This is a genomic window from Streptosporangium sp. OZ121 (assembly GCF_051918885.1).
GTDB lineage: Bacteria > Actinomycetota > Actinomycetes > Streptosporangiales > Streptosporangiaceae > Streptosporangium.
Map to the genome: position 1 here is coordinate 654097 of NZ_JBPXMC010000001.1, position 14627 is coordinate 668723.

The following is a 14627-nucleotide window of genomic DNA, read 5'->3' on the forward strand; positions in this document are numbered from 1 at the left end:
TGAACGCCGGAATCCTCGCGAGGCTCAACCGGCCGACAGGATCGCCTCGATGTCGTCGGCGCCGGCCAGCGAGTCGGCCAGCCGTTCCCGCTCCGCGGCGTCCAGGGGGATCGCGCGGACGCGGGCCAGCAGCTCGCCCGCCCGCTCGCGGTCGGAGAGCGCCAGGGCCGTCTCCGCGCGGTAGACGAGCGCTTCGACGAGGTCCGCGTTCGGCGCGTCCCCGGCTCGTGCCAGCGCGCCGTCGAGAATCTTGGCGGCCTGCCGGTGATCGCCGCGGGAGTCGCCCATGACGACGGCGTTCTGCAGTGCCGTGGCGAGTCTGCCGGTCGGGGGTTCCTCCTGAATCGCGTCCTTGGAAGAGGGGAAGATTCGGATCCAGTTCCCTCCCGGGTCGACGATCGTGAACCCGGCGAGGTCGTCGGCGTTCTTCCGTTTCCTGGGCCTGGTCATCCGGGGGATCCCGGAGATCAGGAGCTTGCCGTACGTGGATCGCATGCCCTCGGCGAAGGCGCTGAAGAGAGCTCCGGTATCGGGGACGGTGATGATGCAGGTGCCGTAGGAGTCTTCCGGGTCGAAGCCCGGGATGGTGAAGAAGTGCAGATGGATGTCCTCCCGCCGTAGGGCGAGGTACGGGTTCGGGCGAACCTGGTGATAGGTCCTGGTGAAACCCAGCGCGGTGTAGAACTCCTCGATCTCGTCGATCGATCGGCAGGGCAGTGCCGGCACGGTCGTCTCGTTGGCCATGTCACTCTCCGGATGAACACTAGTCAAATTTTACTACTGCCGGATTCGAGGGTATCGGCAAATGAACGACGGCGTTCTCCGAATCGTCGTGTATCCGCGCGGGAACCCCGGCGAACGAGGATCCGTGGCCGGCCGCGCCAGGGGCGGGCTGGTGGCCTCGGGGGGCCGACGGCGCGACGCGGCCTCCCTCAGGAGGTGTGCGCGCCTCTTTCCAGGCGTTCGATCAGCCCGCGGGTCCACTCGGCGCCGCTGCCGGAGAAGTGCGTCCAGAGTCGCATGATCTCGGCGATCGGCTCCCCGTCCCGGGAGTCGGCGTCGTCGGGCGTCCAGTGGCGGGCGACCTCCGCCCGCCAGCCGTCGAGTGCCGCCAGCCGCTCCTTCAGCAGCGCGACCACCTCTTCCCTGGGCAGGCAGGTGAGGAAGCCCACCCCGGCCGTCAGCTCGTCGATCTTCTGGTCGTGCCTGGCCAGGGCCTTGCGCAACATGTCCAGGAACTCCGCGTCACCCGCGTCGGTGAGCTCGTACTCCACGCGCGGCGGTCCGCCCGCGGCGCTCGGCGCCATCTCGTGGGCGCGCAGCAGCCCCTGCTTGGCCATCTGCCTGAGCGCGTGGTAGATCGAGCCGGGCTTGGCCGTGGACCACTCGTGCGCGCCCCAGCTCTCCAGGTCGCTACGCACCTGGTAACCGTGCGCCCGGCCGCGTTCGCGGACGGCCCCGAGCACCAGCAGCCGGATGGCCGACACCCCAGCCCCCATCTTCGAACGATCGGTGACCGGAGTTTACCGGTCCCGCGCCGCCGGGAGGGCGAGGAGCGCACGCCACCCTCGGACCGGCCGCCGGCGCGGCCCGTCCGCCGCCCCCGCGGACGCCCTCCAGCTCACCCCTCCTTTCCCTCGGCGCTTGCAGCAGGCGGGACGGCTGCCGTACCGTGGAAAGGAAAGCGCTTTCCAATCGGAGGTCGGAGAAAAGATGTCCCCGCAAAGCATCGGCGTCGTGATGAACGGTGTCACGGGCCGCATGGGTTACCGCCAGCACCTGGTCCGATCGGTCCTGGCGATCAACGAGCAGGGCGGCGTGACGCTGTCGGACGGCGGGAGGGTTCTGCTCAGGCCGGTGCTGGTGGGCCGGAGCGCGGAGAAACTGGAGAGGCTGGCGGGCGAGCACGGCATCGCGGACTGGACCACCGACCTCGACACCGCCCTCGCGGACGACGCCAACCTGATCTACTTCGACGCCCAGGTCACCCAGGCCCGGGTGAAGGCCGTGCTCGCGGCGATCGAGGCGGGCAAGCACGTCTACGCGGAGAAGCCGACCGCCGAGACGTACGGGGACGCGCTGGCGCTGGCCGAGGCCGCGACCGCGAGGGGTGTGAAGAACGGCGTCGTGCAGGACAAGCTCTTCCTGCCGGGCCTGCTCAAACTCAAGCGCCTGATCGACGGCGGCTTCTTCGGCCGGATCCTGTCGGTGCGCGGCGAGTTCGGCTACTGGGTGTTCGAGGGCGACTGGCAGGACGCGCAGCGCCCGTCGTGGAACTACCGCACCGAGGACGGCGGCGGCATCGTCCTCGACATGTTCCCGCACTGGGCGTACGTGCTGGAGAACCTGTTCGGCCGGGTCACCTCGGTCTACGCCCAGGCCGTCACCCACATCCCCGAGCGGGTGGACGAGCGGGGCGAGAGCTACCGGGCCACCGCCGACGACGCCGCCTACGGGGTGTTCGAGCTGGAGGGCGGTACCATCGCGCAGATCAACTCCTCCTGGAGCGTCAGGGTGAACCGCGACGAGCTGGTGGAGTTCCAGGTGGACGGCACGCACGGCAGCGCCGTCGCGGGCCTGCGCAACTGCCGGATCCAGCACCGCGCCACCACCCCCAAGCCTGTCTGGAACCCCGACCTGCCCGCCACCGCCCGCTTCAGGGACGGCTGGCAGGAGGTGCCCGACAACGCGGAGTTCGACAACGGCTTCAAGATCCAGTGGGAGCTGTTCGTCCGCCACGTGGCCGAGGACGCGCCCTTCCCCTACGACTTCGCCTCGGGCGCGCGCGGCGTCCGCCTCGCCGAGCTGGGCCTGCGCTCCTCCGCCGAGGGCCGCCGCCTGCCGGTGGAGCCCTGATGACCGCCCTGAGGATCGCGCTGCCCGGCGGGGAGCACACCCTGCGCGAGCCGGTCACCTGGACCAGGCCCGAGGGCCCGGCGGCGAGCCGCGTCGTCTACGCCGCCGCCCACGTGGTCGCCGACCCGCTCGGCGACAACACCCCCGGCTCCCCGGCCGCCGTCGACTGGGACGCCACCCTGCGCTTCCGGCACCACCTGTGGTCGTACGGGCTGCGGGTCGCCGACGCCATGGACACCGCGCAGCGCAACATGGGTCTCGACTGGGCGGCCACCCGCGAGCTGATCCGGCGCAGCGCCACCGAGGCGAAGGCCTTCGGCGACCCGGCGGAGCTGGTGGCCTGCGGCGCGGGCACCGACCAGGCCCCGCACGCCCGGACCCTGGACGAGGTCGTGGCGGCCTACACCGAGCAGATCGAGACCGTGCGGGACGCGGGCGCCGGGGTCATCGTGATGGCGAGCCGTCAGCTGGCCGCGATCGCGCGGGGCCCGGAGGACTACCACCGGGTCTACGGCGAGCTGTTCTCCCGGGTCGACCGGCCGGTGATCCTGCACTGGCTGGGCGAGATGTTCGACCCGAACCTGGCGGGCTACTGGGGCTCGCGGGACGTGCCCGAGGCCACCGCGTCGTTCCTGTCCCTGATCCGCGACCACGCGGCGAAGGTGGACGGGGTCAAGGTCTCGCTGCTGGACGCCGAGCACGAGATCGGGCTGCGCGCGGCGCTGCCCGAGGGCGTGCGGCTCTACACCGGCGACGACTTCAACTACCCCTCGCTCATCAAGTCGGGCAGCCACGCCCTGCTGGGCATCTTCGACGCGATCGCCCCCGCGGCCGCGGCGGCCCTGGAGGCGCTCGACGCGGGCGACCTCGGACGGTACGACGAGATCATGGAGCCCACGGTCCCGCTCTCACGGAAGATCTTCGAGGCCCCGACGTACAACTACAAGACGGGCATCGTCTTCCTGGCGTGGCTCAACGGCCACCAGGACGCCTTCGCCATGGTCAACGGCGCCCAGGCGGCCCGTTCCCTGCCCCACCTGGCCGAGGTGTTCCGCCTGGCCGACGGGGCCGGACTGCTGGCCGACCCCGAGCTGGCGGTCTCCCGGATGCGCTCCCTGCTGGCGGTGAACGGCCGGTGAGAGCGCGCACGAGCCGGTTCTCGCTGAACCAGTGGACCACGAAGCGGTGGTCGGTGGCCGAGGCCGTCGACGGGTGCGTGCGGCACGGCGTCGAGGCCATCGGCCTGTGGCGGCAGGACGTCGCCGCGCAGGGTCTGGAGCAGACCGTCAAGCTCGTCGCGGACGCCGGGCTGCGGGTGTCGTCGCTGTGCCGGGGCGGGTTCCTCACCTCCGGCGGGCCCGAGGCCCTGGACGACAACCGCAGGGCGATCGACGAGGCCGCGGCGCTGGGCGCCGCCTGCCTGGTCATGGTGGTCGGCGGCCTGCCCGGCGTGGTGCCCGGCGAGCCGCTGGGCACGATCTCCCGCGACCTGCCCGCCGCGCGGGAGCGGGTCGCCGAGGCGCTGGCCGTGCTGGCCCCGTACGCGGGCGAGCGCGGGGTGCGGCTCGCCCTCGAACCGCTGCACCCGATGTACTGCGCCGACCGGGCCGTGCTGTCCACACTCGGCCAGGCGCTCGACCTGGCCGAGGCGCACCCCGCCGAGCAGGTGGGCGTCGTCGTCGACACCTTCCACGTGTGGTGGGACCCGCGGGTGCTGGAGGAGATCGCGAGGGCGTCGGGCCGGATCGCGAGCTACCAGGTGTGCGACTTCCTGTCGCCGCTGCCCGCCGACGTGCTGCTCGGCCGGGGGGTGATGGGCGACGGGGTGATCGACTTCGCGCCGATGACCCGGGCGGTGGCCGAGGCGGGCTACACGGGGGACGTCGAAGTGGAGATCTTCAACGCGGACGTGTGGGCCGCCGACCCCGACGGGATCCTGGCCAGGGTGAAGGCCGCCTTCGCCGAGTTCGTCGGCGGTTGACACGCGGTCCCCCGCCACGGCGTTCCGGGGGCGGGGGACCGTTCCAACACGCGGGAAAACGCGTTGGCAGGGCCCGGATTACCGCTTCACGTTGGAGTGACATGGCAGGTACTCGTACGGTAGGGGTATGACGACCGCAGAAAGCGAAGCCAGCCCCGCCGTACAGCGGCCGCCGGAACATGTGATGGCCGTACTGGAAGCGATCAGGGAGTGGGAGGCGGCCAACCCCGACTCGGCCCCCTCCGGCCAGGGAGAGGCGATCCTCTGGGCCCTGGGCAAGCGGGAGCAGGCGCCGATCAGCGGCCGCCCCACCAACGGCTCCCAGCCCACCCTCGCCGACGCGCGCGCCGAGATCGACGCCGCCGAGCGGGTTCCGCGCGAGGGCCGGGTCGTGCCGGCCGACGGGGTCATCAGCACCCTGAACTGGTTGATCGGCGCCAAGGACGGGCTGCCCATCCCCGGCCGCCGATCCTCGGAGGGCTGGGGACACCTGGTCGGCGGGCGCGGCGTGATCCTGCGCACCGAGGCCGAGATCGCCAGGATCGCCCAGCTGGCCGCCGAGGGCCGGCCCAACGCGTCGGGCGAGTGGGAGAAGGAATGGTGCGCGGGCACCATCGCCGTGTGCGAGTGGGTCCTCGGCACGCGCAGGAAGTCCCCGGTCCGTAACACGCCCCGCCCCATCCACGGGCCGACCGGCCTCAACCTCGGCATGGAGGAGAGCGCGGCCGAGGACGTCTCCCGCCAGCTCGGCCGGGGCCGCCAGCACTCCCCCGGCTACGGCGACGGGGTCATCAGGACGATCCGCTGGCTGCGCGGGCAGATCATCGTCCCGCCGGTCAACGAGCAGGGAAACCCCGTTCCCGGCATGCGCTGACCCCCTCCCCGCCACTCCCCTCTCTTCCCTGTCCCCACCCTCCCCTACGACACGATCGGCCCGGACACCCCGGAAGGTGTCCGGGCCGATCGTCGTGCCGGCCTCACCGCCTCCGGCCTCTCATGACGACCCCGTGGCGGCCGGGCCGCCGGATCCGGCTCGCCGTGACGGGCGGCGGACCGGCTTCCCTGGACGGAGGTGGTCACCCCAGGCCGCGGGTGCTCTCCCGGAGGATCACCTCGCCGGTCACGATCTCGGCCCTGGACTCCTCGGAAGGGTCGAGGGCCAGCTCCAGCGCGCGGCCGCCCATGGCGGCGAGCGGCAGCCGTACGGTGGACAGCGAGGGAACCAGGTCGCGCAGGGTGAAGATGTCGTCGAAGCCCGCCACGGAGACGTCCTCGGGAACCCGGATGCCCCGGTCCCTGAAGGCGGCCAGGGCGCCCACCGCCATCACGTCGTTGACGGCGAAGACGCACGTGACCCCCGACACCTGGGTGGCCGCCGCGTAGCCGCCCTCCCGGTCGAAGGAGCCGTTCAGGACGCGCGGCGCGGGCAGGCCGAGCTCCTCCAGCGCGCCGGTGAACCCCTCCACCCTGTCCCTGGGCGCGATCAGCCAGTCCGGCCCGGCGAGGATCGCGAAGTTGCGGTGCCCCAGCCCGGCGAGGGCTCGGGCCAGCTCGGCGGCGCCCAGGCGGTTGTCCGGCACCACCGTGTCGACGCCGAGCAGGTTCTGGCCCACGCAGGCGACCCGGCCCCCGGACTCCCGGTAGTGGTCGAGTTCCGTCCGGAGCCGCCGGGTCGCCTCCTGGTCGGTGACCCGGGAGCCGACGAGCAGCACGGCGCGGACCCGCTGGGCGTTGAGCGTCGAGACGTAGGCGATCTCCCGCTGGGGGTCGCGGTGGGTCGTGCCGATCATGACCATGAGCCCCTGGCTCTCGGCGACCCGCATGGCCCCGTCGGCGATCGCGGCGAAGTAGGGGTCGGTGAGGTCGTGGACGACCAGGCCGATCACGTTGCTGGCCCCCCTGGCGAGGGTCTGCGCGGCCACGTTGGTGCGGTACCCCAGCTCGGCGGCGGCCAGTTCCACCTTGGCCCGCAGGGAGGCGCCCACCTGCCGGGTGCTGCCGTTGAGCACCCGCGACGCCGTGGCGAGCGAGACGCCCGCCTGCCGGGCGACATCCTCAAGCGTGACCACCGACAACCTCCCGGAAAGCGTTTTCCAAAGTCTGCCAGAGTTACCCCCGCCCCGCATCCCGGGACACGGCCCGCGAGGTGGGGCCGTAAGCCCGCACACCCTTGGGGACAACTTACCCACCTCGCGCGCGCCCGGCCGCGCCAAGCGTTGTTACTGACGAGTAGCATGGTGGGGAAGCCATCCAGCAACGAGGAGCGAACCCCGTGCCTTCGTCTCGTGACGTCGTATTCGTCGACGGTGTGCGCACACCATTCGGCAGGTCGGGCCCCAAGGGCCTGTACGCCGAGACGCGCGCCGACGACCTGGTGATCCGCGTCATCCGCGAGCTGATCCGGCGTAACCCGAATCTGCCCCCCGAGCGCGTCGACGAGGTGGCCATCGCGGCCACCACGCAGATCGGCGACCAGGGCCTGACCCTGGGCCGCTCCGCCGCGATCCTGGCCGGCCTGCCCAAGACCGTGCCCGGCTACTCGATCGACCGCATGTGCGCGGGCGCGATGACCGCGGTGACCTCGGTCGCCGGCGGCATCGCCTTCGGCGCCTACGACGTCGCCATCGCCGGCGGCGTCGAGCACATGGGCCGCCACCCCATGGGCGAGGGCGTCGACCCCAACCCCCGCTTCCTGGCCGAGCAGCTCGTGGACGGCTCCGCCCTCGTCATGGGCATGACCGCCGAGAACCTCCACGACCGCTACCCCTCCATCACCAAGGACCGCGCGGACGCCTTCGCCCTCGCCTCCCAGGAGAAGGTCGCCAAGGCGTACGCCGACGGCAGGATCCAGCCGGACCTGGTCCCGACGGCGATCAGGTCCGCGGAGAAGGGCTGGGGGCTGGCCACCGCCGACGAGGCACCCCGCCCGGGCACCACGCTGGAGGGCCTCGCCGGGCTGAAGACCCCGTTCCGCCCGCACGGCCGGGTCACCGCGGGCAACGCCTCCGGGATCAACGACGGCGCCACCGGCTGTGTCGTGGCCGCCGCCGACGTCGCGGAGGAGCTCGGCCTGGCGCCGAAGATGCGCCTGGTCTCGTACGCCTTCGCGGGCGTGGACCCCGAGGTGATGGGCGTCGGGCCGATCCCGTCCACCGAGCGGGCGCTGCGCCTGGCCGGGCTCTCCATCTCCGACATGGGGCTGTTCGAGATCAACGAGGCGTTCGCCGTGCAGGTGCTGGCGTTCCTTGAGCACTTCGGCATCGCCGACGACGACCCCCGGGTCAACCCCTACGGCGGCGCCATCGCCTTCGGCCACCCGCTGGCCTCCTCCGGGGTGCGCCTGATGACGCAGCTCGCCCGCGAGTTCGGCGAGCACCCCGACGTCCGCTACGGCGTGACCACGATGTGCGTGGGCCTGGGCATGGGCGGAACGGTCATCTGGGAGAACCTCGGCTGGGAGGGTGAGAAGTGACGGACACCAAGACGGGCAGCGCGGGCACCACCGACATCGCGGAGCTCTTCGCCGACGAGGTCGTCACCCGGGCGGCCGTCCGCGACGTGGAGCTGCCGTACGGGGCGGGCACCATGGCCCTGATCACGCTGGACAACGGTTTCGACCACACCAAGCCGTCGACGTTCGGCCCCGGCGGGCTGACCTCGCTGGGCGAGGCCCTGGACGCGGTCGCCGGGCGAAGCGACCTGGCGGCGGTGGGCGTCGTCGGCAAGCCGTTCGTCTTCGCCGTCGGCGCCGACCTCAAGGGGGCCGCGCTGGTCACCGAGCGGGAGCAGGCGCTGCGGATCGGCAAGCTGGGGCACGACGTGTTCCGCCGCCTCGGCGAGCTGGACGTGCCCTCGTTCGCCTTCGTCAACGGCGCGGCGATGGGCGGCGGCCTGGAGGTCGCGCTGCACTGCACGTACCGGACCATCTCCTCCGGGGTGCCCGCCGTGGCGCTGCCCGAGTGCTTCCTCGGCCTGGTCCCCGGCTGGGGCGGCACCCAGCTGCTGCCCCGCCTGATCGGCCCGGCCGCGGCCGTCAAGCTGATCGTCGAGAACCCGCTCTCGCAGAACCGCATGATCAAGGGCAGGGAGGCGTTCGCGCTCGGTGTCGCCGACGCGATGTTCGAGCCCGCCGACTTCCTGGAGGAGTCGCTGCGCTGGGCCGCCCAGGTGCTGCGCGGTGACGTGACGGTCTCCCGTACCGACCACAGCGGGGACGACTGGGCCAAGACGGTCGCCGACGCGCGCTTCCTGCTCGACATGAGGCTGCACGGCGCCTCCCCGGCCCCCTACCGGGTGCTGGAGCTGGTCGAGCTGGCCCGCACCGCCTCGCGCGACGAGGGCTTCGACGCCGAGGACCAGGCCCTGGCCGACCTCCTCATGGGCGACGAGCTCCGCGCCGGCCTGTACTCCTTCGACCTGGTCCAGCGGCGGGCCAAGAAGCCCGCGGGCGCCCCCGACAAGGCGCTGGCCCGCAAGGTGACCAAGGTCGGCGTCGTCGGCGCGGGCCTGATGGCCTCGCAGATGGCACTGCTGTTCGCCCGCCGCCTGGAGGTCCCGGTCGTGCTGACCGACCTGGACCAGGCCCGGCTGGACAAGGGCGTCGGCTACGTCCACGCCGAGGTGGACAAGCTGCTCGGCAAGGGGCGCGTCTCCGCCGACCAGGCCAACCGGCTCAAGGCCCTGGTGACCGGCTCGCTGACCAAGGACGCGTTCGCCGACGCCGACTTCGTCATCGAGGCCGTGTTCGAGGACATGAAGGTCAAGCGGAAGGTGTTCGCCGAGGTGGAGGAGGTCGTCTCCGCCGAGTGCGTGCTGGCCACGAACACCTCCTCGCTGTCGCTGACCGAGATGGCCTCGGGGCTGCGCCACCCGGAGCGCGTGGTGGGCTTCCACTTCTTCAACCCGGTCGCGGTGATGCCGCTGCTGGAGATCGTGCGTGGGGCGGAGACCGACGACGCGACGCTCGCCACGGCCTTCTCCGTCGGGCGGTCGCTGAAGAAGTCGTCGGTGCTGGTCAAGGACGCGCCCGCGTTCGTGGTCAACCGCCTGCTGACGCGCTTCATGGGCGAGGTCATCGGCGCCGTCGACGAGGGCACCCCGCTGGAGGTCGCCGACCACGCGCTGGACGGGCTCGGCCTGCCGATGACCCCGTTCGCGCTGATGCAGCTGGTGGGCCCCGCCGTGGCGCTGCACGTCGCCGAGACGATGCACGAGGCCTTCCCGGCCCGCTACGGGGTGTCGGAGAACCTCGCCCGGCTGGTCGCGGCGGGCAAGCCGGGCGTCTACGCGCCGGACTTCTCGCTGGACCCCGAGGCGGTGGCCCTCTTCACCGGCGGCACCTCCCCGTCGACGGCGGAGGAGGTGCGGCTGCGGGCGCTGCGGGCGCTGGCCGAGGAGATCCGCCTCATGCTCCAGGAGGGCGTGGTCTCGGCCCCCCAGGACATCGACCTGTGCATGATCCTCGGCGCGGGCTGGCCGTTCCACCTGGGCGGCGTCACCCCCTACCTCGATCGGACGGGCATCGCCGAGCCGCGTTTCCTGCCGCCGGGCGTGGCCTCGGTCCCCGCCTGACGATCCGTCCCCCGTACGGCTCCCCCGCCCTCCCGCGGCGGGGGAGCCGTACGGCGGTCACCGGGAGTGTTCCGACAGCCGGCTGTGCCGGTAGCCGTACCCGAAGTAGATCAGGACCCCGAGGAGCATCCACGCCACGAACCTGAGCCAGGTCTCCACCGGGAGGTTGAGCATCAGGTAGAGGCAGGCGAGCACCGACAGGATCGGCACCAGCGGCACCAGCGGGGTGCGAAAGGAACGCGGCAGGTCGGGGCGGGTGCGGCGGAGGATGATCACCGCGATCGAGACCACCACGAACGCGAAGAGCGTGCCGATGTTGACCAGCTCGGCGATGGTGGACAGCGGCACCAGCCCGGCCAGGGCCGCGACGACGAGGCCCATCATGATGGTGATCAGGTACGGGGTCCGGTACTTGGGGTGCACCTTGGCCAGCCCGCCCGGCAGCAGGTTGTCGCGGCACATGGCGAACATCACCCGCGACATGCCCATCATGAGGATCATCACGACCGTCGTCAGGCCGGCCAGGGCCCCGATGCTGATCAGTGACGCGGCCCAGGTCTGGCCGACCGCCTTGAACGCGTCGGCCAGCGGCGCCGCCTCGCTGAGCTGACCGTAGGGCTGCATGCCCACGACGACCAGGGAGACCGCGACGTAGAGCACCGTGCAGATGCCGAGCGAGGCCAGGATGCCGATGGGCAGGTCCCGCTGCGGGTTGCGCGTCTCCTCGGCGGCGGTGGCGACCACGTCGAAGCCGATGTAGGCGAAGAACACGATGGCCGCGGCGCTGAAGATGCCCAGCACCCCGAACGCGACCGGGGTGATCCCGAACAGCACCTGGATCAGCGGCGCGGACAGCCCCTCCACCGCGGGGGTCGGCTTCGACGGCGGGATGAACGGGGAGTAGTTGGCGGCCCTGACGAAGAACAGCCCGGCGACGATGACCAGCAGGATGACCGCGAGCTTGATCGTGACGATGACCAGGTTGAACCGGGACGACAGCTTGATCCCGACGACCAGGACGGCGGTGAGGATCAGCACGATCAGCGCGGCGGGCAGGTTGAACGCCGCCCCCTCCCCCGCGATCGCGCCGGGCAGCGTCATGCCCAGGGACGCCAGCAGCGAGGTCAGGTATCCCGACCAGCCGACCGCGACGACCGCGGCGCCGAGCATCATCTCCAGCATCAGGTCCCAGCCGATGATCCAGGCGGGGAACTCGCCGAGGGTGGCGAAGGCGAAGGTGTAGGCGGACCCGGCCGCCGGGACGGTGGAGGCGAACTCGGCGTAGCAGAGCGCCGCCAGCGCGCAGACGACGCCCGCGGCCACGAAGGACAGGGCGACCGCGGGTCCGGCCGTCTCCCTGGCGACCCGGCCGGTGAGCACGAAGATGCCGGTGCCGATGACGACGCCGATGCCGAAGACGGTGAGGTCCAGCGCGCTGAGGTCCTTGCGCAGCCGGTGTTCCGGTGCCTCGGTATCCGAGATCGACTGCTCCACCGACTTGACGCGCAAGACACTCATGGCCCCTCCTCGACCGTCGGCAGTGTGTTTCAGATCACATGCCCAACGGACGGGCCGCCGAACGGAGAACTCCTGGGTTGTTTGAGGGAACGGTCAACTCGGGGTTGTTTAGGGGGAGGTCCCCGATGCCGCCCGCCGCCCACGGCCGCGATCCTGGGGTCATGCTCCTGGACATGCTGCAGTCGTCGTCTCCGTACCTGGTCGGTTCGGTACTCCTCGCGGTGCTGGCGTTCGCCGGATCGCTGATCCCCGGTGTCGCGGCGATCCTCGTGGCGGGGGCGACGCTGGCGGATCCCTGGGACGTCGCGGTGGTGGCGCTCGCCGGGTGCGCCGGGTGTGTCCTGTACGCGACCGGCGGCTGGCTCGTCGGCCGCCGGTACGGATCGCGGCTGCGCCACGGCGGGGCCGGGCGCCGGATCGGCGAGCGGCGCTGGTCGCGGGCCGAGCGACTGGCCACGGGCACGGGCGGCGGCCCGGCCCTGGCGGCCGCCTGCTTCCTGCCCGTGGTCGGCTCGCTCACCCCGGTCGTCGCCGGGGCGTCGAGCGTGCCGTACACGCGCCTCGTCCGCTGGGCCCTGGCGGGCGGCGCGGTCTGGGTGACCGTCTACCTGTCGCTGGGCGCCCTGGCGGGCGAGGCCCTGCGCCAGAACCAGCACCTGCTGGTGCCGATCTTCGCGTGCGTGGCCGTCGTGGTCGCGGGCCTCCTCGTGATCAACCACCGCGCCCGCCCGCCCCGGGAGGGGGCGGGCGCCGGAGACGCCGTCAGCGGGCCGGGTGGTTCTCCAGGGCCGGGGAGCGCTTCGCGATCGCCTCGGTGATCTGGCGGGCGATGTCCTGCGAGGTCAGGCCGATCTCGCCGAGGATCTTCGGGCGCTTGGCGTGGTCGAGGAAGCGCTGCGGGATGCCGTAGGTGCGGATCGGGACGTCCACGTCGGCGTCGCGCAGCATGCGGGCCACCGCGTCGCCGACCGCGCCCACCCGGCCGTTGTCCTCGACCACCACGACCAGCTTGTGGGCGCGGGCGGCCGGCACCAGTGCCTCGTCCAGGGGCTTGACCCAGCGCGGGTCCACCACCGTGGCGGAGATGCCCTGGGCGTCGAGCAGGTCGGCGGCCTCCAGGCACAGTCCGGCCATCGGCCCCACGGCCACGAGCAGCACGTCGGGATCGCCCGCGCGCAGCACGTCCATCTCGCCGAGACGGCCGACCGCCTCGATCTCGGTGGTCACCGCTCCCTTGGGGTAGCGCAGGACGGTCGGGCCGTCGTCGATCTCCACGGCCTCGGCCAGCAGCTCGCGCAGGCGGGGCTCGTCGCGGGGGACGGCGACCGACAGGCCGGGGACGACCTGCAGGATCGACAGGTCCCACATGCCGTTGTGGCTGGCGCCGTCGTCGCCGGTGACGCCCGCCCGGTCGAGCACGACCGTGACGGGGAGCCGGTGCAGGGCGACGTCCATCAGGAGCTGGTCGAAGGCCCGGTTGAGGAAGGTGGCGTAGACGGCCACCACCGGGTGCAGGCCGCCGAGCGCCAGGCCGGCGGCACTGGTCAGGGCGTGCTGCTCGGCGATGCCGACGTCGTAGAGGCGGTCGGGGTAGGCCTCGGAGAACGGGATCAGGCCGGTGGGGCCGAGCATCGCGGCGGTGATCGCCACGATGTCGCGCCGCTCGGCGCCCAGGCGCACCATCTCCTGGCCGAAGACGTTGGTCCAGCCGTGCGGCTTCGGCTTCTCCTCACCGGTCAGCGGGTCGAAGACGCCCGGTGAGTGGAAGCAGTCCTCGTCGTGGTTCTCCGCCGGGGAGTAGCCGAAGCCCTTCTTGGTGAGCACGTGCACGATGACGGGGCGGCGGAAGTCGCGGGCCCTGCGCAGCGCGGACTCCACGGCCTGCTCGTCGTGGCCGTCGACCAGCCCGATGTACTTCAGGCCGAGGTCCTCGAACATGACCTGCGGGGCCAGGACGTCCTTGAGGCCCTTCTTGACGCCGTGCAGGGCGTCGTAGACGGGGGCGCCGACCACCGGGACCTTGGTCAGGTTGCCCTTGACGAAGTCGAGCACGTCCTCGTAGCGCTGGTTCGTGCGCAGGGAGGCCAGGTGGGAGGCGAGCCCGCCGATGGTCGGCGAGTAGGAGCGGCCGTTGTCGTTGACCACGATGATCAGCGGCAGGTCCTTGCGCGCCGCGATGTTGTTGAGCGCCTCCCAGGCCATGCCGCCGGTGAGCGCCCCGTCCCCGATCACCGCGACGACCGTGCGGTCGGCCTCGCCGCGCAGCCTGTACGCCTTGGCCAGGCCGTCGGCGTACGACAGCGCGGTCGAGGCGTGGGAGTTCTCGATGATGTCGTGCTCGGACTCGGTCTGGCTCGGATAACCCGACAGGCCGCCCTCCTGGCGGAGCGTGTCGAACTGCCCGGCCCGGCCGGTGAGCATCTTGTGGACGTAGGCCTGGTGACCGGTGTCCCACAGGATGGGGTCGCGTGGCGAGTCGAAGACCCGGTGCATCGCGATCGTCAGCTCGACGACGCCGAGGTTGGGACCGAGGTGGCCGCCGCTGCGGGCGGTGGAGGAGATCAGGAGATCCCTGATCTCGGCGGCGAGGACCGGTAGCTCGTCCACCGCCAAGCGCTTGAGGTCTCCTGGCCCCTTGACCGACTCCAGAAGATTTCCAGGCTGCCCGGTCCGCTCGCTCACGGAATCATCCTCTCTGTCC

The 14627-nt window shown here is 71.9% G+C and carries 12 protein-coding genes; 7 read left to right on the top strand and 5 right to left on the bottom strand.

The annotated features are described in order from the left end of the window. Positions 1 to 24: 24 nt before the first annotated feature. Both ACTOQ1_RS03180 and ACTOQ1_RS03185 read right to left on the bottom strand, forming a co-directional pair. Positions 25 to 744, bottom strand: a complete 720-nt coding sequence (locus tag ACTOQ1_RS03180; protein WP_440064267.1) for a VOC family protein — start codon at positions 742 to 744, stop codon at positions 25 to 27. A 188-nt stretch (positions 745 to 932) separates the two neighbouring features. Further along, positions 933 to 1499, bottom strand: coding sequence for a PadR family transcriptional regulator (locus tag ACTOQ1_RS03185; protein WP_440064269.1), 567 nt, complete (start codon positions 1497 to 1499; stop codon positions 933 to 935). 214 nt (positions 1500 to 1713) lie between these two features. On the opposite strand from ACTOQ1_RS03185, the gene ACTOQ1_RS03190 reads away from it, so the two are divergent. From ACTOQ1_RS03190 to ACTOQ1_RS03205, 4 genes are all read left to right on the top strand, one after another. After that, positions 1714 to 2856: a Gfo/Idh/MocA family protein gene (locus tag ACTOQ1_RS03190; protein ID WP_440064271.1), complete on the top strand. Its 1143-nt coding sequence runs from the start codon at positions 1714 to 1716 to the stop codon at positions 2854 to 2856. Continuing rightward, positions 2856 to 3995, top strand: coding sequence for a dihydrodipicolinate synthase family protein (locus ACTOQ1_RS03195; protein ID WP_440064272.1), 1140 nt, complete (start codon positions 2856 to 2858; stop codon positions 3993 to 3995). Before ACTOQ1_RS03190 ends, ACTOQ1_RS03195 begins: the two co-directional genes overlap by 1 nt. Continuing rightward, positions 3992 to 4837: a sugar phosphate isomerase/epimerase family protein gene (locus tag ACTOQ1_RS03200; protein ID WP_440064273.1), complete on the top strand. Its 846-nt coding sequence runs from the start codon at positions 3992 to 3994 to the stop codon at positions 4835 to 4837. The genes ACTOQ1_RS03195 and ACTOQ1_RS03200 overlap by 4 nt, the downstream gene beginning before the upstream one ends. 127 nt (positions 4838 to 4964) lie before the next feature. Further along, positions 4965 to 5711 (top strand): hypothetical protein, encoded by a 747-nt coding sequence (locus ACTOQ1_RS03205; RefSeq protein ID WP_440064275.1) that lies wholly within the window; start codon positions 4965 to 4967, stop codon positions 5709 to 5711. A gap of 202 nt (positions 5712 to 5913) precedes the next feature. Here ACTOQ1_RS03205 and ACTOQ1_RS03210 read toward each other — a convergent pair whose 3' ends face one another. After that, positions 5914 to 6906 carry a LacI family DNA-binding transcriptional regulator gene (locus ACTOQ1_RS03210; RefSeq protein WP_440064277.1) on the bottom strand — a complete coding sequence of 331 codons (993 nt, stop codon included), beginning with the start codon at positions 6904 to 6906 and terminating at the stop codon, positions 5914 to 5916. A gap of 203 nt (positions 6907 to 7109) precedes the next feature. Here ACTOQ1_RS03210 and ACTOQ1_RS03215 point away from each other — a divergent pair, with 203 nt between their 5' ends. Both ACTOQ1_RS03215 and ACTOQ1_RS03220 read left to right on the top strand, forming a co-directional pair. Then, a complete protein-coding gene (locus ACTOQ1_RS03215) occupies positions 7110 to 8309 on the top strand; it encodes a thiolase family protein (protein WP_440064278.1) in 1200 nt (399 codons plus the stop codon). After that, the gene (locus ACTOQ1_RS03220; RefSeq protein WP_440064279.1) at positions 8306 to 10408 is read left to right on the top strand and encodes a 3-hydroxyacyl-CoA dehydrogenase NAD-binding domain-containing protein; all 2103 of its coding nucleotides are present in this window, start codon (positions 8306 to 8308) and stop codon (positions 10406 to 10408) included. The genes ACTOQ1_RS03215 and ACTOQ1_RS03220 overlap by 4 nt, the downstream gene beginning before the upstream one ends. A gap of 57 nt (positions 10409 to 10465) precedes the next feature. Here the strand turns inward: ACTOQ1_RS03220 and ACTOQ1_RS03225 are convergent, their stop codons facing one another. Next, on the bottom strand, positions 10466 to 11926 hold the full coding sequence (locus ACTOQ1_RS03225) for an amino acid permease (RefSeq protein WP_440064281.1): 1461 nt from the start codon (positions 11924 to 11926) through the stop codon (positions 10466 to 10468). A 161-nt stretch (positions 11927 to 12087) separates the two neighbouring features. Here ACTOQ1_RS03225 and ACTOQ1_RS03230 point away from each other — a divergent pair, with 161 nt between their 5' ends. After that, a complete protein-coding gene (locus ACTOQ1_RS03230) occupies positions 12088 to 12744 on the top strand; it encodes a DedA family protein (protein ID WP_440064282.1) in 657 nt (218 codons plus the stop codon). Here the strand turns inward: ACTOQ1_RS03230 and dxs are convergent. Continuing rightward, the gene (dxs, locus tag ACTOQ1_RS03235; RefSeq protein WP_440064283.1) at positions 12689 to 14608 is read right to left on the bottom strand and encodes a 1-deoxy-D-xylulose-5-phosphate synthase; all 1920 of its coding nucleotides are present in this window, start codon (positions 14606 to 14608) and stop codon (positions 12689 to 12691) included. The genes ACTOQ1_RS03230 and dxs overlap by 56 nt on opposite strands. Positions 14609 to 14627 lie beyond the last annotated feature (19 nt).

What these genes read in the sequence shown, in the direction of transcription:
- ACTOQ1_RS03190 (WP_440064271.1), top strand. Translation starts at nt 1,714, where the DNA reads ATGTCCCCGCAAAGCATCGGCGTCGTGATGAACGGTGTCACGGGCCGC.
- ACTOQ1_RS03195 (WP_440064272.1), top strand. Translation starts at nt 2,856, where the DNA reads ATGACCGCCCTGAGGATCGCGCTGCCCGGCGGGGAGCACACCCTGCGC.
- ACTOQ1_RS03180 (WP_440064267.1), bottom strand. Translation starts at nt 744, where the DNA reads ATGGCCAACGAGACGACCGTGCCGGCACTGCCCTGCCGATCGATCGAC.
- ACTOQ1_RS03185 (WP_440064269.1), bottom strand. Translation starts at nt 1,499, where the DNA reads ATGGGGGCTGGGGTGTCGGCCATCCGGCTGCTGGTGCTCGGGGCCGTC.
- ACTOQ1_RS03230 (WP_440064282.1), top strand. Translation starts at nt 12,088, where the DNA reads ATGCTCCTGGACATGCTGCAGTCGTCGTCTCCGTACCTGGTCGGTTCG.
- ACTOQ1_RS03225 (WP_440064281.1), bottom strand. Translation starts at nt 11,926, where the DNA reads ATGAGTGTCTTGCGCGTCAAGTCGGTGGAGCAGTCGATCTCGGATACC.
- ACTOQ1_RS03205 (WP_440064275.1), top strand. Translation starts at nt 4,965, where the DNA reads ATGACGACCGCAGAAAGCGAAGCCAGCCCCGCCGTACAGCGGCCGCCG.